Annotated in this window: 18 protein-coding genes; 12 read left to right on the plus strand and 6 right to left on the minus strand. The window is 44.5% G+C overall.

The features are described 5' to 3' along the window. The 3 genes from V1497_RS03385 to V1497_RS03395 are packed head-to-tail and all read right to left on the minus strand — an operon-like array spanning position 1 to position 3,975. Positions 1–1,188: a YheC/YheD family protein gene (locus V1497_RS03385; protein WP_349409569.1), complete on the minus strand. Its 1,188-nt coding sequence runs from the start codon at positions 1,186–1,188 to the stop codon at positions 1–3. A gap of 23 nt (positions 1,189–1,211) precedes the next feature. Further along, positions 1,212–2,582 (minus strand): YheC/YheD family protein, encoded by a 1,371-nt coding sequence (locus tag V1497_RS03390; protein WP_349409570.1) that lies wholly within the window; start codon positions 2,580–2,582, stop codon positions 1,212–1,214. A 22-nt stretch (positions 2,583–2,604) separates the two neighbouring features. Next, positions 2,605–3,975, minus strand: coding sequence for a YheC/YheD family protein (locus V1497_RS03395; RefSeq protein ID WP_349409571.1), 1,371 nt, complete (start codon positions 3,973–3,975; stop codon positions 2,605–2,607). 100 nt (positions 3,976–4,075) lie between these two features. Here V1497_RS03395 and V1497_RS03400 point away from each other — a divergent pair, with 100 nt between their 5' ends. Both V1497_RS03400 and V1497_RS03405 read left to right on the plus strand, forming a co-directional pair. Continuing rightward, a complete protein-coding gene (locus V1497_RS03400) occupies positions 4,076–5,215 on the plus strand; it encodes a DUF445 domain-containing protein (protein ID WP_349409572.1) in 1,140 nt (379 codons plus the stop codon). A 65-nt stretch (positions 5,216–5,280) separates the two neighbouring features. Then, positions 5,281–5,643, plus strand: coding sequence for a YlbF family regulator (locus V1497_RS03405; protein WP_349409573.1), 363 nt, complete (start codon positions 5,281–5,283; stop codon positions 5,641–5,643). 187 nt (positions 5,644–5,830) lie between these two features. On the opposite strand, the gene V1497_RS03410 is transcribed toward V1497_RS03405, so the two are convergent. Further along, a complete protein-coding gene (locus V1497_RS03410; protein ID WP_349409574.1) occupies positions 5,831–6,637 on the minus strand; it encodes an AAC(3) family N-acetyltransferase in 807 nt (268 codons plus the stop codon). Between the two features lie 136 nt (positions 6,638–6,773). On the opposite strand from V1497_RS03410, the gene V1497_RS03415 reads away from it, so the two are divergent. The 3 genes from V1497_RS03415 (at position 6,774) to cccB (ending at position 10,383) form a co-directional block, all read left to right on the plus strand. After that, positions 6,774–7,634, plus strand: coding sequence for a Cof-type HAD-IIB family hydrolase (locus V1497_RS03415; RefSeq protein ID WP_349410733.1), 861 nt, complete (start codon positions 6,774–6,776; stop codon positions 7,632–7,634). A gap of 775 nt (positions 7,635–8,409) precedes the next feature. Continuing rightward, a complete protein-coding gene (locus V1497_RS03420) occupies positions 8,410–9,897 on the plus strand; it encodes an aldehyde dehydrogenase family protein (protein WP_349410734.1) in 1,488 nt (495 codons plus the stop codon). Positions 9,898–10,029: 132 nt separating this feature from the next. Then, a complete protein-coding gene (cccB, locus tag V1497_RS03425; protein WP_349409575.1) occupies positions 10,030–10,383 on the plus strand; it encodes a cytochrome c551 in 354 nt (117 codons plus the stop codon). Positions 10,384–10,433: 50 nt separating this feature from the next. Here cccB and V1497_RS03430 read toward each other — a convergent pair whose 3' ends face one another. Further along, positions 10,434–10,940, minus strand: a complete 507-nt coding sequence (locus tag V1497_RS03430; protein ID WP_349409576.1) for an NUDIX hydrolase — start codon at positions 10,938–10,940, stop codon at positions 10,434–10,436. Between the two features lie 67 nt (positions 10,941–11,007). Further along, the gene (locus V1497_RS03435) at positions 11,008–11,193 is read right to left on the minus strand and encodes a YhzD family protein (protein WP_349409577.1); all 186 of its coding nucleotides are present in this window, start codon (positions 11,191–11,193) and stop codon (positions 11,008–11,010) included. A gap of 147 nt (positions 11,194–11,340) precedes the next feature. On the opposite strand from V1497_RS03435, the gene V1497_RS03440 reads away from it, so the two are divergent. From V1497_RS03440 to V1497_RS03470, 7 genes are all read left to right on the plus strand, one after another. Beyond that, entirely contained in the window at positions 11,341–12,240 is a 900-nt protein-coding gene (locus V1497_RS03440) for an ABC transporter ATP-binding protein (RefSeq protein ID WP_349409578.1), read from the plus strand. Beyond that, positions 12,233–13,492, plus strand: a complete 1,260-nt coding sequence (locus tag V1497_RS03445) for an ABC transporter permease (RefSeq protein ID WP_349409579.1) — start codon at positions 12,233–12,235, stop codon at positions 13,490–13,492. Before V1497_RS03440 ends, V1497_RS03445 begins: the two co-directional genes overlap by 8 nt. Before the next feature lie 204 nt (positions 13,493–13,696). Continuing rightward, positions 13,697–14,941, plus strand: a complete 1,245-nt coding sequence (locus tag V1497_RS03450; RefSeq protein WP_349409580.1) for a DNA repair exonuclease — start codon at positions 13,697–13,699, stop codon at positions 14,939–14,941. Beyond that, positions 14,938–17,904 (plus strand): ATP-binding protein, encoded by a 2,967-nt coding sequence (locus V1497_RS03455; protein ID WP_349409581.1) that lies wholly within the window; start codon positions 14,938–14,940, stop codon positions 17,902–17,904. Before V1497_RS03450 ends, V1497_RS03455 begins: the two co-directional genes overlap by 4 nt. A gap of 12 nt (positions 17,905–17,916) precedes the next feature. After that, the gene (locus V1497_RS03460; RefSeq protein ID WP_349409582.1) at positions 17,917–18,588 is read left to right on the plus strand and encodes a response regulator transcription factor; all 672 of its coding nucleotides are present in this window, start codon (positions 17,917–17,919) and stop codon (positions 18,586–18,588) included. Then, positions 18,585–19,919 (plus strand): HAMP domain-containing sensor histidine kinase, encoded by a 1,335-nt coding sequence (locus tag V1497_RS03465; protein ID WP_349409583.1) that lies wholly within the window; start codon positions 18,585–18,587, stop codon positions 19,917–19,919. The genes V1497_RS03460 and V1497_RS03465 overlap by 4 nt, the downstream gene beginning before the upstream one ends. Before the next feature lie 32 nt (positions 19,920–19,951). Continuing rightward, on the plus strand, positions 19,952–21,151 hold the full coding sequence (locus V1497_RS03470) for an MFS transporter (protein WP_349409584.1): 1,200 nt from the start codon (positions 19,952–19,954) through the stop codon (positions 21,149–21,151). The last annotated feature ends 21 nt before the right edge of the window (positions 21,152–21,172 follow it).

Consider the following 21,172-nt stretch of genomic DNA (forward strand, 5'->3'; position numbering starts at 1 on the left):
TTACTGGATAGTATGGGTGAAGGGAAAGGGATTTATGTCTTGAGAGGTGTATCCAGAGATTTCTAAAACATGAAGGAACCATCGTTTTTCCGCTTCTATACGAATATGATCCTCGTCAAATACCATCGGCTTCGAATTCACTTCGAAAATCCAATACTGATTGTCATCGTCGACACCCAAATCAATGGAGAATTCAGAAACCGGTCCTAATGCTTCGTCAACGGTCGTACCGATCTCGTGCGCAATCACATCAAGACGGTTCTCGTCCAATGGTGCAATTTGTGGAGAAAGGAGGCTCCCGCCGGAAGGAACATGGGTAGTAAGCATGTCAGGACCAGAGCAACGGATGCCGTATCCGGTGACAGACCAACTTTCCTTCACCTTCTGCACAAGAATTCGATAATCAAAAGGTTTCGATTTGTAGGCCTTTCTTGAGACATAGGGCTGTATGATGAAGGAATATGGCTTTAAAGCCAATGCATGCCATGCTTCATAAACATGGTTGAATGTGTTTTGCTGTTTATTGGAGAAAGCGTTGATGGTATGCTGCTCATTCTGTTCCAGCAAAGTGACTCCGGATCCTTTAGAGCTTAAAATCGGTTTGATGATGATACGGTTGAAGTCTTTAAGCAAGTCTTTAAGCATGTAAGGAGAAGAGATCAGCCTTGTTTCCGGCAGAAAGGATTTGATGAGAGGATTGTCATTTAAGAGCAGGTAAACGTCCCATTTTGAAAAGAAGCTTCTGTTGAAAAAGGGGATACCCTCACTTTCCAGCCTTTCAATCATCTGTGCGTATTCCCTGGTCGCTTCCATTTCTGGACTTGGGATTCGGTTATAGACGACATCCGGAAGGGGTGCTTTTATCGCAAACCAACAGTCACGTTTATAATCATATGTGAAACCATTCATCACGGAGGTATCGTTTTGAGGGCAGAAGACGTAGGCAAAACCGGCTCTTTCATGCACGTAGCGAATCAACCTGGTGAATGTCTCCATATTGCCGATGAAAGGAAGACCTTTTCGGGTGGAAGTCAAGATGCCGATTACTGGGCCTACATTGTTTTTGTCTCCAGGTAAAACAGATATCGAAAAAGGCATATTCGATTTCTCAGCCGAATAGGGGATCGGTTGATTGCTCCGTCCCCATTTGTAGGTTTGATTCTTTTCATGATGGTGCCATTGCTTCAATATTGGATCCCAACAAATAGAAATCATTGTTTCATCGGAACCTGCCTTTGGACGATGTTCTCAAATAAGTAAAGACAAAATTCAAAAGGCATAATGACAGTTTTTTTATCATACGCATTCAGGTTCGGATTACTGAAAATGCTTCTTCCGGGTTTTGCATTGGCCTCAAACATCCATATATCCCCTTGTTCATCAACGCCAAGATCAAATCCGATCTCTCCGATGATGCCTTCCATCTGTCCGGTCAATGCCTTGCTGATCTTTATCGCAGCTTCCTTCAATTGAAGGACCATCGTGCTCGACTTTCCTAAATCGTGGATGAGCTCTGAGAGACTCAATGTCTTGCCGCCGCTCGTAATGTGGGTCGTTATGCTATTTGATCCTGCCAATTTCGCCGCTAACGCACTGACTTCCCACTCGCCTTCCCTGTTTCGATTCGTATGAACTCTGAAATCGATAGGATCTCCATTCCAGCTGAGGAGTTGGATGCCTTGCTGGGCCAAATAATCTTCTAAACCTGCAGGGAATTGTTTACGGATCAGTCTTTTCAAACTGGAGTACCGACGCAAGCGGTTCGTATCCTCTTTTCTGAAACGGATGTAGTAGTAAGGGTCGTTCCTCCGTTTGATGATTTGCTGGATACCGTTGCCCAGACTGCCATCCTTCGGTTTAAGATAAATGCTCTGGTACCGTTTCAGAAGGGTCTCCAATTCATCCATCCCAGGCGATTGGATTGTCATAGGCAGATAATGTTTGACGGAGGGGTCTGTTTTTAACATTTCATGAATAGTCCCTTTGTCGAAAAAACCTGGATTGAACCAGATGACGTTTTCAGCTTGCAGTTTGCTTTTCGTTTCGACTGAGAGAGCTAACCTTTCGATTCTCCGATTCGGAAGGCGATCGTAGACAATTGCAGGGAAGGGGAAGTCATGTCGTTTCCATCCGCTATCATCATACACATACCCAGAAATGCTCTTCCTGTCCCAGTCGATATGATGAGAGCCAAAGACATAACAGGTCACGCCTGTGCGGCGGGCTGCCTTCAACATCTTGGCGAACATTTTTGTGCGGTCGCCGAAAGGGTGATGTTGATTGCTCGTGAATCCTGCAGTGTATATCCCCACTACCGGACCGATTTGTATTTCTTGATCGCCCTCAATGATATGATGAGATTGTTTTTTCAATAGCCCAAGCTGATGGTAAAGCCCCTTGGTCATCATATAATACTCTTCCTGATCCGGATGAGGTTGGATAGAGAGTGGAATCACCTTCTGTCCATACCTGATCTTCGTCGGGAAAGATCGGTTCTGCACCCATGCACGAAACTGGGAAACAGGGGCAAATAAAACGGTCCCCGCCTCATCTCTGATTGGAATGAGCTGAGCTGTACCCATGTTCATTCTCCTCCCACACAATTTATTCTGGAATTGAAGCCGTATATAAGTAATTCAAAAACGCAAATACGCGTTTTGCAGACGGACGGATATCGGATGGACAAGGGGAAAGTAGAGCCTTAGAGGGCTTTGTGTTGACCTCAAGGATCCAAGGATGACCTTCACCGTCCACACCAAAATCGATACCAAATTCCCCATAAAGCCCATCAAGATTGGATGCAATCCATTCACACACTTCAATGGACAAATCATATAGCATGGAAAGGATGAGCTTCGCCTTCATTCGGTCGAACCTGCTTTCAAGGACATCTATCGGAGAAGAGGTCGTCGCTCCTTTTGATACATTCGTAACGATGTGTTCTTCCTTCCCGATCCTTGCCAGGCTTGAGGTGATACACCATATACCGTATTCGTTGCGATTGCAAAGTATACGGAAATCAACATTTCCTCCCCGGTATTGAATTAAATCGATGCCTTGCTGCAAAATATAGTGATCAGATGGAACATATTCGTCGATAAACTGGATCAACCCTTTGTCAGTGAGAGAAGGTAATGGGGGCTCAATTCTGTCCGATGCTTCAAGCTTAAGTTTTTCGTCCAGTTGTTTCGTGATCCTGACGATTCCCCTTCCTTCGTGTCCGTCAATGGGTTTCAAATAGAGAACAGTGAAGCGGTAAATCGTTTCAAGTAAGGCTTCTTTATCACTTATCCGGACCGTTTTCGGCAAATGGGCAGCAACAGCATCGTTTTCTAACAGAAGGGAAAAGACCTCCCATTTGGAAAGATACCGGTCATTGAAAAACTGGATCCCCCAATCGTGACAATGGTTGAAAAAACGAGTGTATGCTTCGGTCCGCTCCAGTCTTCGATTCGTTATCCGGTTGTAAATGACATCCGGATAGGGAAGCGGCTCTTGAATCCACTTCCCCTCGACATACGTGTATCCATTTATGCCATCCGGTTCGACATCTTCATATGAAAACACGTAAAACACGATGTTGAACTTTCGACTTAACTCATTCAGTTCAACCGCAAACTGGGTCATATTCCCGAATGTACCTTGGTGTTTTTCGTGTCGATCTACAAATAAAGAGAGGATGGGTCCGATTCTGATTTCGTTCTTTTCAATTGAATATAGAAGCGAATGGTATTGGTTGGTTGGTGGTAGGCGATGACTGTTTTTAAGCGAATCAGGTATTTCCACCATTCCGTATGTGTCGTCCAACTTGACCTCACACTTGACGAGGAAACGCTCATTCCCATAACGGAACCATACCTTCTCCTTAGGCTGGAGTCGGAAACGTGTCATCAGGTGATTGCTGAGCCAAACGACATACGGGTTAGAGGAAGAAGCAAGTATATACTTGATTTGGACGGTCTCTCTCGTGTTCATTTGACTCCCTCTTTTGTATTGCTTTTATAGGCAATAGCGGATATCGTATACTATGGTAAGAAACAAAATTTGGTGACATCAGTATGGAAGGTTGAGATTGATGGAAGTGTTATGGGTGCTCGTGTTGATGGTCGTGATTGGAGCTGCAATCGGAGGTTTTACGAACTCACTTGCAATCAAGATGCTCTTCAGACCTTACAATCCAATATATATAGGACGTTTCCGGATTCCTTTTACACCCGGTTTAATCCCGAAACGAAGGGAAGAATTGGCTATACAGCTTGGAGAGATGACGGTTAATCATCTCATTACCAAGGAAGGTCTCCAGAAGAAACTGAATCAAACCGAATTCAAGAATGAATTGGTTGAATGGTTGAAAAAGGGCCTTCATACGCAATTGGAGAAAGAACAATCTATAAATGATTTGGCAGCAGACCTATTAAAGAATGACGCCTTAGACAAGGCGGTCGAAGGAAAGCTGAAGCAATTCCTTAACGAAAAAGTGACAGAAAAAATCGGGAAGGCGAAAGGACAGCCTCTTAAAGAACTGATTCCTGAAAAGCTGGATACCCGGATAGAAGCTGAGATTCCTGCTACGACCAGGTTCATCCAAAATCGGTTGATTGCTTTCATACATAGTCCAGAGGGAAAAATGCAGTTGAAACAGCTGATCGACGATTTTCTCGCTGAGCGTGGCATGCTTGGAAACATGATTAATATGTTCCTTGGAAATGAGAGCCTGATCGATAAAGTGCAATCTGAACTCATCAAGCTTCTTCAAAGGGGTACCGTCTCAACGATGCTGGAGAAGATCCTCAAAAAAGAGTGGACGGCTATGAAAGAAAAGCCCGCTTCGGATATCATTGCACAACTGGGAGTAGAGGACAGCCAGGAAGCCATGATCGATTGGGTGATCGATCAACTTGATGTAAAGGTAATCCTCAATAAACCGATTCATGAGTGGGCAGCTCCTTACATACCTTATATGGAAGATGAGCTGATCCCTCGTATGACGGACCATGCACTTGATTGGCTGGGCTCAAATGTTGAACAGATCATGGAAAAGATGAGGCTGTCCGAGCTCGTACGTCAGCAGGTCCAGACGTTTTCTGTACAACGGTTGGAAGAAATGGTGCTTTCAATTTCAAGAAGGGAATTGAAGATGATCACGTACCTTGGTGCCTTGTTAGGTGGGATGATCGGCTTCATTCAAGGGCTGTTGGTTTACTTCATCACCTGATTCTTGTTATAGTGGAAGAGGTGCTTAATAGTAACGGCATGAATGTAAATTTTAGGAGGCTAAATATGAGTAAAAATGTCCATGATGCGGCATACAATCTAGAAACAGCGTTGCGTGAAAGTGACGACTTCCAGGAGCTTAAGAGCTTGTATGATCAAGTGAATGCGGATGAGAACGTCAAGCAGATGTTCGACAACTTCCGTAACTTGCAGGTTGAACTTCAACAAAAGCAAATGCAAGGTCAACAAATCACTGAGGAAGAAGCTCAAAAAGCACAGCAAACGTTTGAACTTGTTCAACAGAACGAAGTGATCTCTAAGCTAATGAATGCTGAGCAACGCGTAAGCATGCTTATCCAGGACATCAACAAGATTGTTACGAAGCCTTTGGAAGAATTGTACGGCAATCCAGAGGAACAACAACAATAACTCATGATAAAAAGCTGACACTCCGGTGTCAGCTTTTTTTATTGCGTACTAAGTGGAATTTTTGCCATTTGGATAGTAAACGTGTGAGTTTGGATAGTAAATCAACAATTTCGGATAGTAAATGTACAACTTCGGATAGTAAATCCTAAATATCGGCAAGTAATCTCTAATCCTAGCCAACTTGACTTTACTTGGATTTATGCTCCTTCAACCACTGTACCCCGAAGTCGACAGATGGCCGTAGCTTGAACAGTTTACTGGTTGCAGAACCGATCTTTCCAATCCTGACATCATGCTTTCCTTCAAAAGCTTTTCCGATCTCACCGAAACACTCATCATCATAATCGATTTCTAGATAGTTCCGCCATACCCTTTTCCCGTCCATGAGAATCGGAGCTCCTTTTGCAACGGTATTACGCACGCCTGCACGATGCTCGGAGAGATGGAATGAAGTATGAGAGTCAAAGTCCGTTCCTAAGAATAATACATCTGCATCCAGTTCATAGGCCTTGGCAATCGGAGAACGCTCACCGAGACCATTGTCTAAAGAATGGTTCTCTGTAATGTATGCAGCATGCTTTCCCCATGCTGCCATGGACATGTTCGGATGATTACTCCTATATACGCCTGGATAGGATCTGAATCTTTCCGGAATCAAGCCCACTCCCCAAGTCGGTGTGGTCGTAGGATTGAAAGGGGGCATCGATTCCTTGATCGGCTCCCACCAATCTTTCGGAACAGGGGGGTTCTGCCAATCGGCAGGGTCAGAGAGGACAGCCGAATGGGCAGGCAGGATCAATGTCCCTTCCTCCGTGACAGCATCCATCAACGCCTGGATGACTGCCTCACTCTCCCCACATACCCACCCTAGTGATTTAAGGGAGGAGTGGACGAGCAATGTCATGCCTTGCTCGACACCTAGTGCACGGAGGTCCGCCATTAGCGTTTTCGTCGTTCTTGGTTGATCTGTTCCTTGGATGATACTTTTCTTCATAAGAAGTCCTCCTATTTATAATCACCAAGGTTCCTATTCGATATTGGAGTGGGAAATCCTGTTTCAGGGTGGTTCTATCTTAAAGGGACTGCTCATAAAGTTGATATGAGGAGAACTCTAGATTGGGGGGATTATCCTGGTTTATCGACTACTAGCTTTGGACATCGATGGGACCTTGCTGAAAAGCAACTTTAAAATCGATCGGTCCACAAGAGAAGCCATTCGATACGTAAAGAAAAAGGGTGTATATGTTACATTGGCAACGGGCCGTAACTTTCCGTCTGCCAAAAAGATCGCGAAGGAACTGAAGCTTGATAGCATTCTGATTACCCATAATGGAGCGTTGATTGCCTCTTCAATTGATGAACCGCTCTATGAAAGAAGGATTTCAGCTGAGCAGGTAAGACGGATCGTGGAGGTCATCGAGCCGTATGATGCCCATATCCGGTTGCTTCATGAACGTTATGCGTTGGGGAATCAGGTTCAGCAAAAGTCTCAGCTTATTGCAAAAATGACGATGGGCGTTGGGGACCCGCTTTTTTATCCGGTTACGTTCACTGATCATCTAAGTGATCATCTCGAAACGAAACCGATGTCTGTACCGAAAATCGATGTACAATTCTTCAATGCTGAAGAACAGGAAGAAGCCTATCATCAATTGATGGATGAAGTTGAAGACATTGATGTGACGGCATCCACACGCTGTGGATTCGAAATCATCCCCAAATCGGTGAATAAGGCGTCAGGGCTCCAATTCCTTGGCAAGCATTTAGGCATATCCATGAAGGAAATGGTCGCAGTAGGTGACTTCGTGAACGATCTGGAAATGATCCGCCATGCCGGACTAGGTGTAGCAATGGGGAATGCACCTGAAGAGGTACAACAGGCAGCAGATTGGGTAACCAGGTCCAATGATCAGCATGGACTTGAATACATGGTTCGGGAAGTATTCCGTAAACAGATGAAAATGCAAATTGAACTTCCAGTCGAACGATAAATCATCCTAAGGGAAAGCCGCTCATCTTTGGGCGGTTTTTTATTAGGAAGGCTCTGTTAGCTTTTTTTTGTTGATTGCTTAAAGAAGACAGAAGCGTAAGGCGGCGACTCCAGCGGGAAAAGCAACAGCTGAAGACCCCACAGAACGAGGAATTAAGGATCTTCGACTAAAAACTACCACGTCCTATGGTGAACGTCGAAGCCACCACATCCTGTGGAAGTGAGGAGGCTGAAGCGTCTGTCCAGCTCCATCGCCTAGGTGCTCGAGGTCGCTTCGATTCCTTCAAAACACGAAAGGTGTTTTTTATAAGGAATCTCCAGCGCTTGTCGCCCCTGAACAAGGCGATTCCGCATTTCTTAACCCGCGGAAAGCGCCCGCCTGGAGCTGTTCAAATTCAACAACGTTCCTTAACAGAGTCATTAATAAAAAGTGCTCAGTAAAGTCCCACAAGAACTGAAAGGAGTTTCTCGAACAGCCCCAAAAGTAAGCCCCTTCCGTCAGCGTAATGTTACAATTGTTACAAAATTTGAAAACCCTTTCATTTTTTTAAAATTCTTCAGATGAAGTTCTGACAAAATGTGAGACGAATCGAGGGGTCCTTAAAGGTGAAAATCCCCGTAATTACAGCAAATTTTTATATGGAAAATGCAGGGTCCGCGATTTTTGTAGAGAGAACTCGATAGAAAGAATGTTAAAAGAATGTTAAGCGGTAGGGAAAATCATTCTCCTTCGAGAAATAGTGACATGCATCTTAAAATTTGAAGGAGGATTTATGATGGAAAAAGTAATGGACACTCAATTGAAGCCGAAAGTCGCTGAATTCTTGAATGGTACGAAGAAGTTGTATATTAACGGGAAGTGGCAGCCGTCAGTTTCCGGCAAAACATTCAACACATTGAATCCTTCCAATGGAGAAGTCCTAGCAGTTGTAAGTGAAGCTGGACACGAAGATGTAGATCGCGCTGTAAAAGCTGCCCGCAAAGCATTTGACGATGGACCTTGGTCAAAGATGAGTGCAGCATCCAGAAGCCGACTGATTTATAAGCTTGCTGATTTGATGGAAGAACATAAAGAAGAATTAGCGCAATTGGACACGTTAGACAACGGAAAACCGATCCGTGAAACGACAAATGCTGACGTACCACTTGCAATCGAGCATTTCCGCTATTATGCAGGTTGGGCGACAAAAATCGTAGGACAAACAATCCCTGTTTCAGGTAAGTTCTTCAACTACACCCGTCATGAAGCGCTCGGAGTCGTTGGACAGATCATTCCTTGGAACTTCCCGCTCCTCATGGCAGCTTGGAAGATGGGAGCTGCTCTCGCAAGCGGATGTACAATTGTATTGAAGCCAGCAGAGCAAACACCACTTTCAGCATTATACTTAGCGGAACTGATTGAAGAAGCAGGATTCCCAGAAGGTGTCGTCAATATCGTAACTGGATATGGCGAAACAACTGGAGGACCATTACTCGAGCATAAACTTGTCGATAAGATTGCATTCACTGGTTCGACGGAAGTCGGAAAGCATATCATGCGTACAGCTTCAAATGACTTGAAGCGAGTTACGCTTGAGCTTGGTGGTAAATCACCGAACATTATCCTTCCGGATGCGGACATGTCCAAAGCGATTCCAGGAGCGTTCTCAGGAATCATGTTCAACCAAGGACAGGTTTGCTGTGCAGGATCACGTCTTTATATCCAGAAAAAGGCGTTCGACAATGTTGTCGCTGACCTTGTCTCCCACTCTGAAAAGCTGAAGCAAGGACCTGGATTGAATCCAGATTCAGAAATGGGACCACTTGTTTCTGAGGAACAACATAACCGAGTATTGAATTATATTGAAAAAGGAAAGAGCGAAGGTGCTGAGCTGTTGACAGGAGGCACTAAGCCTTACGATCAAGGTTACTTCGTATCACCGACGATCTTTGCTGACGTGAATGATTCAATGACAATCGCGAAGGAAGAAATCTTCGGCCCGGTTGTATCGGCTATGCCATTCGATGATTTGGATGAAGTAATCGATCGTGCGAACGATTCCGATTATGGTCTGGCTGCAGGTCTTTGGACAGAGAATCTGAAGAGTGCACACTATGTGGCGAACCGAATTAAAGCAGGTACGGTTTGGGTGAACTGCTACAACGCTTTTGATGCTGCTTCACCATTCGGAGGATACAAGCAATCCGGTATCGGACGCGAAATGGGATCCTATGCGCTAGATAACTACACGGAAGTCAAGAGCGTCTGGATCAACATGGGATAATTGGTATAAAGAAAAGCAGGCTAGCTGAGCTAGCCTGTTTTTTTGTTCATACGGAGTGCAAATTCATGTTTTTATAACGAATGAGCAGGGAAAATAATGGTATCATAAGAAAAAAGCTGAAGAGGTGTAAACATGTTACGTAGCTTATCTGTACTTGTACTTTCACTATTGCTTATTGTCGGCCTTGCCGCTTGTGGAGGCGGCAGTGATGAAGGCCAGGATGGACAGAGTGCGGAAGAAAATGGTGGTTCAAACGGGACAGTTGATGTCGCTGCTGCTGAAAAAACGTTCGAACAAAACTGTGCCAACTGTCATGGCCAAAACCTCGAGGGAAGAAACGGTCCTAAGCTTGAGAACATCGGATCCAAGCTCAGTAAAGAAGAAATTCTCACAATGATAAAAAAGGGTGGCGGTGGAATGCCCGGAGGCCTCATCCGTGGTGAGGAAGCAGAAAACGTCGCCGCATGGCTTGCGACAATGGAATGATTAAAAAAAGCTGACGAAAGAGAATGCTTTCTGTCAGCTTTTCCTATTCTTTAAGTAGGTTTTATCAATCCTCGTACGATGCAGAGGAATAGCGCATACCCCAATTCTCCATCCTTATAGTGGCCCGCCCTTATTGAATCCAGTACTTCTTTAACGGGCATCATCATAACTGAAATGTCTTCATCCTCATCCAAGCATTGATCACCTGTTGAAGCCGTATCAGTCGTAAAAAACAGATGAGAAAACCGATTGGTGAAATAAGGCTGTGGATGAAAGCTTCCTATATAAGTCATCGTGTCCGCCTTTATCCCCGTTTCCTCCAGAAGTTCTCTTTTTGCCCCCATTTCCGGGTCTTCATCATCCTCCAAACCACCACCAGGAAGCTCGATTGTTTCTCCTTTAAGCTGATGACGGAATTGCCGGACAAGAACAAGATGCTCTCCACGGATTGCGACGACGGCTACCGAAGTTGGATTCTGCTCTTCAATATACAAAGAACCAGTCTCTGTCTCGAGAACCTTTGTATTTTTGTGAATCAATCTTGGATTGCTATCCATGAAAAGCCTCCTCGTTTTTTACTTATAGAATAGGAAAACAAAAACGGCGCCATTATGGCGGCCGTTCTTATCGATGGAACAGGACTAGTTCACCTGCAGGGGATGTTACCCGGCTTGTATGATTCTCGTAGTCGTTTTCCTCAAGGATGCTTTGTCCGATTTTCTTTGCCTCATCGTTATTAGGTGCTTCAAAGGATTCTTCATATAATTTGGAGCCTTTTTTATCAAATACTGTAATAATGTACATTTTCATGTCGTTTTTCAGCCTCCCTTTCCATGGTTATATTCTAGAGGTGTCCACAAAGTCCTTCTTTTTAAAAAAGTTGGATTTTTCTTCAAAACATTGAAACCTTCACCTCCTCTATCCGTTAGTACTAAAGGAGAGGGAAGGGGAGATACCATGACGCTACATATTGAACATGTATCAAAGAGATTCGGGAATTTTACAGCAGTGGATGATGTGTCATTCCAAATACCTGAGCAGCAAATATTCGGTCTGCTCGGTGCAAACGGAGCGGGTAAAACAACAACATTCCGTATGATGATCGGCTTGCTGACACCAACTGGCGGCCAAATCAAATGGAATAATGCACCACTCTCGCAAAACGATTCCGAATTGATCGGGTATTTGCCGGAGGAGCGTGGGCTATATCCTAGCTTGAAGGTATCGGATCAATTGTTATACCTTGGACGCTTGAAAGGTATGAAGAAACCGGAAATTATTTCAGAAATGAAAAAGTGGCTGGAACGGTTCAATGTTCCAGAGTATGAGAATAAAAAAGTTGAAGAATTGTCCAAAGGAAATCAACAAAAAATTCAATTCATTGCCGCCGTTCTTCATAAGCCAAAAATCTTGATCCTTGATGAACCATTCAGCGGCTTGGATCCAGTAAATGTTGAGATGCTGAAGGATGCCGTGATCGAGCTGAAAAAGCAAGGGACGACGATCGTCTTCTCAAGTCATCGTATGGAGCATGTCGAGGAGCTTTGTGAGAACTTATGTATTCTTCATAAAGGAAGACCTGTCGTACACGGATCATTAAAGGAAGTTAAGCGATCCTTCGGCAGGAAGAACGTTACCGTCCACGCTTCATTCGACTTATCCTTTCTCAACGACGTCCCTGGTGTCGTGAAATATAAGGAAACGATGGAAGGGGTCACACTCCAGGTTGAGAGTGAGGAAACGTCACAAAAGATCTTCGAGATGATCACTGGCAAAGGCTTCGTCCGAAAATTTGAACTGGAAGAGCCATCCTTGAATGACATCTTTATTGAGAAAGTAGGTGCATCTTATGTCTAAATTGTGGATCGTCATGGCCCATACTTATAAATCCAGAATCCGGACGAAAGCATTCATCATCACAACGTTGGTTTCCCTACTGTTAGTGGTAGGTCTTGCAAATATGCAAACGATTCTTTCTGTTTTTGATGAAGAAGAAGCGAAACAGGTAGCCGTTCTAGATTCTTCAAATAAATTTTATGAACCATTGAAGCAACAGACAGAGTCGCAATCCGATGAGGTAGAGCTTGTTAAAGTGACCGATTCGGAAAAGTCTGTTGAAGGAGAGCTGCGAGAAGGAAAGTACGATGGCATGTTGATCATTTCTGAGACAGACGATGGGTTACCAGCTGCTGTCTTTAAGGCGGAGAGTGTCTCAGATGCTGGTTGGATCGGAAAGATCGAGCGGGGTTTACAGCAGACTAAGGTTATGACTGCCACAGCGAATCTAGGTGTCGATCCTTCTGAGCTGTCGGAGCTGTATGCGCCTGTTTCTTTTGAGAAGGAAGCTTTGAAGGAAAACGCGAAGACAGCTGAGGAATTGAACCAGGCACGGGCTGTGGTTTATGTGATCCTGTTTATGATTTATTTTGCGGTCTTATTCTATGGTTCAATGATTGCAACAGAGGTTGCGACTGAGAAATCGTCCAGGGTCATGGAAATTTTGATTTCGAGTGTTTCCCCGGTTAAGCAGATGTTCGGTAAGATTTTCGGAATTGCACTGCTCGGGTTGACCCAATTTGTTCTGATTTTCGTTGTCGGGTACATTTCGTTTAAAAATGCACCCGATCGTCCATCCCCTACAACCATTAACGACTTTTCAGATTTTATCCAGATCGATCAACTGCCACTATCGACCATTATTTACGCATTGATCTTTTTCCTGTTAGGGTTCATGTTATATGCGACCTTGTTGGCGATGCTCGGTTCACTCGTCAATAAAGTCGAAGAAGCGAGCCAGGTCATCACACCTGTCATTCTGATCATAGTCGTTGCCTTCATGATTGCGATGTCCGGGTTAGGGAACCCCGATGCTGGGTTCATCACGGTGACGTCTTACATTCCGTTCTTCACACCGATGATCATGTTCCTTCGAGCGGGGATGTTGAATATTCCGATGTGGGAAGTACTTCTTGGTATCCTTATCATGCTGGCGACAATCGCTTTATTCGCTATCATTGCAGCAAAGGTATATCGTGGAGGCGTCCTCATGTATGGCAATGCAACGTCATTGAAGAATTTCAAAAAAGCATTGATGTTTGCGAAAAAATAGATGTTTAATAGAGTGTTGAATTCTTAGCGGATTCAGCACTCTATTTTTTCGTGAATAGGAGTTAAAAAGGGAAAAAGAAGGTGTTAGGACGTTTCCTCAAGAAAGAATCTTCTTCCATGAGGCAAAACGAACAAACGCTCGTATGGATATGATAAAATGCCTATAAGGATACTAGAGAGCGGATTCGCAGAAAGGGGAGAGGTTATGCAAAAACTCACTTTCATCCATACAGCTGACTTACATATTGATACACCTTTTAAAGGATTGGGACACTTGCCGGGTTCGATTTTCCGACAAATACAAGACAGTACCTTTCAGTCCTTTGAACGAATTGTCACTGTTGCAATCAATCATCAGGTCGACTTTGTCTTGATTGCAGGGGACCTCTATGATGGAGCAAATCGTAGTTTGAAAGCACAATTGTTCCTTAGGAACCAGTTTCAGAGATTAGATGAAGTGGGGATTGAGGTGTTTGCCATTCACGGGAATCATGATCACCTCGGTGGTGAATTCGTTTCGTTAACATGGCCGGAGAATGTCCATTTTTTCGATGGAGAGAAGCCTGGTATGATCCCTTTTACCAAAGAAGGAGAAACCCTCGCTCACATCTATGGATACAGTTACCCAAGACAGGCTGTGACGGAAAATGTCGCTGCAACCTATTCCAAGATAGAAGGAGCCCCTTTCCATATCGCACTTCTTCATGGGACGAACGGCACTCACCATGCTCATGATACATATGCTCCTTTCTCTCTTAGCGATTTAAAAGCGAAATCATTTGACTATTGGGCGCTTGGGCACATCCATAAACGAAGTGAACTGGCTATGGATCCTCCAATCATCTATTCAGGAAATATACAAGGATTGAACAGAAAAGAAAGTGGGGCAAAGGGCTGTTACATGGTGGATATGTCTGCCTCTACACCGGAGCTTACTTTTATTGAAACAGCGCCAGTCCGTTGGGAAACCGTCACTGTTGAAGGTGAGAGTCTGAATCAAGCAAATGACTTGATCCATCATCTGGAAGCGTTGAAAGAGAAATACCGAAAAGAAGGTGTCCATACGCTTTTAACCATCAAGCTGACGCTGGAGGGTTCTGTTGGCAATGAAATGCAACAGGATGCTGTGATGGAGGATATTTTGCTCCATCTGCAGGACGGGGAAGAGGAGGAGGAACCGTTCATTTGGATCGATCGTATCGACCTCGATTGGAAGCAGGAAGCGTTACTTGAAGAGCTGGGTGACGCCCATTTTGTTAAGGAAATTCTTCACGTATTCGATGATTTGGATGACCTGATACCGGTACTGGAGCCTTTATTGAACCATCGAACCAGCAGACGTTTCATTCCGAAAGAAATGTCAAAGGATCAAGACATCATCGAGGCTGCTGAAAAGCTGCTGGTCGAGCTGATGATGGAAGGACCGGAAAGGCAGGGATCGGTCAAATGATCATTAAACGCCTACATATATATGGATTCGGACGTTTTGAAAATTACGTAATGGAGCTTGAAGACAATGGTGTCCAGGTGATTCTTGGTGAAAATGAATCTGGTAAATCAACAATAATGGCGTTCATCGAATATATGCTGTTCGGCTTTCCGAAGAAAAGTGAGAAGCGGCTGCGATATGAACCGAAAACGACCCAGGCATACGGAGGTAAGCTGCAATTGCAAACATCCGAGCATGGGCTCCTTACAATTGAACGAAAAGGAGGCGCTTCAGGCACAGTTGATTTGTATAACGATAACGGCGAAAAAGTGGATCCAGGCTTTTTACGTAAAATCCTTGCTGAAGTGAATGTAAGTACCTTCCGAAATGTGTTTTCCTTCAACTTAGACGGACTTCAGAAGGTTGGAGAAATCAAATCTGAAGAGCTGGGAGAGTACCTTTTCAATGCAGGTTTGACCGGAGCCCAGCAATTGAATGTCATTTCAGATCGCCTGGAAGAAGAACAACAAAAGCTTTTCAAGCCAAACGGAAAGAACCCGCTGATCAACCAGAAAGCGAAAACGTTAGTGGAATTGGATCGCCAGGTCAAGCAGTGGGGCAAAAAGCTGGATGACTACAATACCATGAAAGCCGATCTTGAACAGAAAAAGGTCAGCATGCTTCAGTACGAAGAGAGAAAAAGGGAGGTTCGAGAAAGGCTTACCGCCCTTCAACACTATCAATCAATCAGACCATTGGTGGAAAAGGAAAAAATGCTAAAGACACAGCTAGATGAGCTGCCGACGGCCCTTCCTTTTCCAGAAGAAGGGTTGGAAAGGTACCGTCGTTTGAAGGACCGTTTGGTTGATCTTGAAAGCGAACATCAACATATAGCAGATCTCATCCAAGAAAACGAAGAATCACAGAAATCGATTGAGATCGATGAATCATTGCTTGCTAAATCAAAGGAAATTCGAGAGACGGATTCCTCCCTCCGGTTGTTCAAAGCTAGACAGGCGGACCTCAATCGTCTTCGAGAACGTGCAGCAAATGTCCGTCAAGAAATTGAAGCAGAAAGAGAATCAATTGGTACAGAGTGGACAGGGGAGAAAATTCGATCGACAAACACGGATCTGGTGACGAAACAGCAGCTGCTGGCGATAACCAAACAGCTGGATGAGCTTGAAGGTGAACAAAAACGTTTGGATCGTGAGCTTGAGCAAGCTCGAATGAAACTCGAAGAGAATGAGAAGAAGCTGGAAAAAATGGAGAAGCAACGATTACCTGAGGAAGAAATCCAAGCTTACCGTGAGAAGTTAACCAGGTTATCTCATCAGTCACCACAGCAAATCCGTGAACAGATCCAGGCATTGAAGGATATTCAAAAGACCACAACACAATCGTCTAACAAGTGGATAGGCTGGTCCATGATCAGTCTAGGAATGGTTGTCGCGCTCATGATGATGATCTTGGGTGATCGGCTGATCGGTCTTGTCATCGGGGTCAGTCTCATTGGCCTCGGATTTATCCTGCAGACCAGGAAAGAGACGAAGGATGATGGAATCAGCGGTCGAATACGTGACCTGAACAAACAACTGGATCAAGTTGATGAGATGGACGTTGAGGAAGAATCGAAAAAGTTGAATGACTTGCTATTGAACCAGCAACAGATTACGTTGCAAATAAGATACGCAGATGACCAAACGGAAGAACTTGAACGGAACTACCAACAAATTGCTCGACGTTATGATCAATGGGAACTGGATTATCATCGCACACAGGATCAATTGAATGAATGGCGAGAGCGTTTCTCTATGCCAAAGCATGTCCCCTATCACATGCTGGTTGAAATTTTCGAGCGGATCGACCGTATAAAGCAACGGTATAAAGAAAAGCAGAAGTTGGAAGCAGAAATGCGTCAAATCGAACAATCAAATCTACATTTTATAAAAACCCTAGAACAATTACTCGGATATGATCTTGAGGGAAGTGAATCGATTGAGGTTGAAGTTGCTCAACTGACTGCAAGGCTTGACAAGGAAATGGAACACCAGAAAAATCTTCTTCAACTTCAACACGATCATGAGGAGCTATGTAGACGAGAAGAGGCGATGAAGAAGAAGCTGGAGCATTATTTAGAAGAAGCTGACCGATTGTTCAAAACAGCTGAGGTAGATGATGAAGAAGCTTATTGGGCAAAAGGGAAAGCAAATGTAACCTATCACAAATTAATGGAAGAACTGAGAACAGTACAAATTCAACTGGACCAAATGTCTTCTGATCGTTTTCAAGTGGATGCGTTTCTTGGGCAGGGTGTAAATGAAATCCAATCTGAAATCGAGGAACTTGCAGAAGAGCTCGAGAAGGTGGAAGCCAATGTTGATCAGTTGCGGGATGAAAGTTCTACGTTACAAGCGAACCTTGCCTTTCTAGAGGAAGACGGAACCTATTCTGAACAGCTTCATCAATTGGAAGCGGCGAAAAGTGAATTTGCTCAGCTTACGAGAAAATGGTCAATATATCGGACAGCGCAATATGCCTTGAATAAAGCGAAGCAAAACTACCAAGCAGAAAGGCAGCCGAAGGTCATCCAACGAGCCGAAACCTATTTTAGCAACCTAACAGAAGGACGATATAGCCACTTAATTCCCCCAAATGGAGAGGAAAGCTTCCTTGTCGAAAGGAAGGATACCCTCCTGTTCAATCCGGAAGAGCTGAGCCGGGCGACGAAAGAGCAGCTCTATTTAGCTCTACGCTTCGCTCTTGCTCAAGAGTATGAATCACAAGGGGTCTTTCCATTTGTTCTTGATGACATACTCGTAAACTTCGATGTGAAAAGAAGAACGCTTGCAGCCAGGTTGATAGAGGGTATAGGGAAAGAGAGACAAATCCTGTATTTCACTTGTCATGAGGAAACGGCAGGACACCTCACAAACCACCCCTACCGGTTAAAAGCGGTCATACAGGAGACACAACCGAATTAGGAGTTGATTGCTTTGGGTTCTTACAAGATTTATATCGTAGAAGATGAAGAAGACATGTCTCTATTATTGAAGGCTTATATGGAAAAGGAAGGCTGGCAGGTTGAGATTTTCCATGACGGTGAAAGTGCCTTGAAGGCAATGGAAAAACCGCCGCATCTTTGGGTGCTTGATATTATGCTCCCGGATATTGATGGGTATGAGATTTTGCAGAGGATCAAGAAAACAGCAGAGACACCTGTCATATTCGCTTCAGCTCGTGATCAAGATCTCGATCGCGTCCGGGGTCTTGAATTAGGAAGTGATGATTATCTTTCAAAACCGTTCCTGCCGAAGGAACTGGTGATTCGTGCAAGGAAGCTTCTTGAAAGGGTGTATGAAGGTCCGACCGGTAAATATCAACCACGGATGATCAATGAATATGAGCTTCTCCCGATCGAACGGAAGGTTTTTCATAAGGATGAAGCAATCGACCTGACGACAAAAGAGTTCGATGTGCTTTTATATTTAAGTGAACACCTCAATGAAACACGTTCACGGGCTGAAATCCTTGAGGGCGTATGGGGTTCGGACTACTTCGGTTCAGACCGGGCAGTTGATGATGTCATACGGCGGATCCGTAAGAAAATGCCGCGCTTGAACCTTGAAACATTATATGGAGGCGGCTATAGGATTGAACATCCATGAAAAAGTTAAGCATCGCCCAACGGATATGGCTTTCGTTCTTTTTACTCGTATTTGTCGTTGGCGTGTCTGTCCTCATTATTTATCCGTTGTCCATGCGTGAGGCGTTGACGGAGGAGACGTATCGATTGATTGAGGAGCAGCAAATGAGGATCATGGCAGGATCAAGCCCTGAAGAAGACCTTCCTGAATCGGACCTTAACTTCATTGAAAGAAGGGAAGCGACGAGATCCGTAGGTCATCTTCTTCTTAGAGAGCAGGCTTTTTTGTTAAAAGGGGATGATGTACCTGACCCGGTATTGAACCGCTTCTGGGAAAAGGCGATCTCTTTTCGAGGTGAGAAGGGTGAGTTCCAGCTCACATACAGGGATGCTTCCCTTTTCTATATCATTCGTCAGGTTGAAGTCAATGGAACGCAAACATTCTTGGTCTCCTATATGTGGGATACGTACCGTGATCAACTCGTACAAAGGCTTTGGGAACGCTTGATCTGGATATTCATGATCGGGATGTTGATCAGTATCATCCCAGCGATCTGGTTATCAAATTATTTGAGAAAACCCCTTCAGGTACTCGGGGAGCGTTTTGAACAAATCGGAAACCGGAACTGGCAGGAACCGCTCCAACTGAAAGGGGACCAGGATTTCGAGTTATTATCTAACCAGTTTGAACGGATGCGACAAAATCTCATCCGTAACGACCAGACCCAGAAATCCTTCATCCAGCATGCCTCTCATGAGCTGAAGACGCCGATCATGACGATCAAAAGCTATGCACAATCAGTCAAAGATGGCGTCTTACCTGAAAAGGACTTGGAAGAAATGATGGATGTTATCCTCAACCAATCCTCCAGAATGGAAGAACGGGTCAAGGATATGATTTATTTTTCAAAGCTCGATACATTACAGGATATAGACCCTCATACAGAGCCAATCCGATTCGGTACACTGATGGACGAGGTGTTGGATCGTTTCCGTTACCAACGGGAGGACTTGGCTATCCTGTTAAAGGGAGAAGAAGTGATTTTCCAAGGTGATCGAAAACAATGGGAAGTCGTTTATGAGAACTTGATTCAAAATGCCCTCCGTTATGCAGAATCGTATATTGAAGTGAACGCATATGAAAAGGATGGCAAAACCATCATGGACGTCAAGAACGATGGAGAGCCGATCCCTGATGAAGACCTTGAGCATGTATTCGAACCGTTCCAGCGGAGCCATAAAGGTCAATTCGGACTTGGTCTGGCTATTGTCAAACGTATCGTGGAACTTCATAATGGTACTGTAGAGGTCCAGAATCAAAAAGATGGCGTCATCATCAGGATGATCATCTGATTCGGGCCAGACGTCGGTAGAAGGATGATTGGATGGAAGAAGTTAAAAAAAATAAAACAGCGCCATTACTTTTATTGATGATCAATTTATTCATCATCATGGTCGGAATCGGATTGGTCATTCCGATTCTTCCTTATTATGTCGAGGCATTTAACGCGACAGGAAGGGATCTGGGTCTCCTTGTAGCTTCGTATGCGTTCATGCAGTTTTTACTTGCCCCAGTGTGGGGAAGGTTATCAGATCGAATCGGTCGTAAGCCTCTGATCACATTAGGTATGTTCGGATTCGCAGTCGCAGAGTTCATTTTCGCATTTGCAACGGATCTATGGATGCTCTATGCATCGAGAATCCTTGCAGGAACTTTCGGGTCTGCGATCATGCCGACAGCCATGGCTTATGTGGCTGATGTGACCTCTGAAGAAAACCGAGGAAAAGGGATGGGGATGTTAGGCGCAGCCATGGCATTAGGAATCGTCATCGGACCCGGTATCGGAGGATGGCTTGCAGAGATTGAATTATCCCTCCCATTTTTGATTGCAGGTTTTGCAGGGACTGGTGCAGCGATCGTTTCGGTTTTCTTATTGAAGGAAACCCTTTCCGATGAAGCAAAAGAGGAAGCGAAGCGCGAGGAGAAGATGAATCATTTCGTCCGCATGTGGAGGGCATTGAAGAGCCCCGTCGGTTTTCTGCTCATACTTGTATTTGTGATGAGTTTCGCGCTTGCGAATTTCACCTCCATCTTCGGTTTCTATGCACTGAAACGTTACGGATATGACCCGGCAGAAGTGGGGATCATCGTGGCTGTAACGGGAATCATCGGCGCAGTCGCTCAAGGGACGCTTGTCGGGCGATTGACGAAGCGGTTTGGTGAGAACAAAGTTGTAACAGGCGCTTTATTGTGGAGTGCCATCGGCTTTGTATTGATGGTCTTTGCGTTCAATTATGTGACGGTCATGCTCACGGTCTCCATCTTCTTTTTAGGGAATTCGTTGTTACGACCATCCCTTAACGCATTCATTTCAAAATTAGCAGGTAGGCAACAAGGGACGATTATGGGGATGAATAACTCGTTCCTCAGTCTCGGTAATGCAGTGGGACCGGTCCTTGCGGGGTTTTTATTTGAAGTCAACATACATATCCCCTATTTGCTCGGAGCAGTCGTGTTGGTGCTGGCACTTGTAGCACTGAAAATATGGACAAAAACGAGTGCACAATTGACAGATGCAACTTGATGAAAGTTTTTTGGCACGTTT

Source organism: Pseudalkalibacillus sp. SCS-8, from assembly GCF_040126055.1.
GTDB classification, from domain to species: Bacteria; Bacillota; Bacilli; order Bacillales; family Fictibacillaceae; genus Pseudalkalibacillus; species Pseudalkalibacillus nanhaiensis.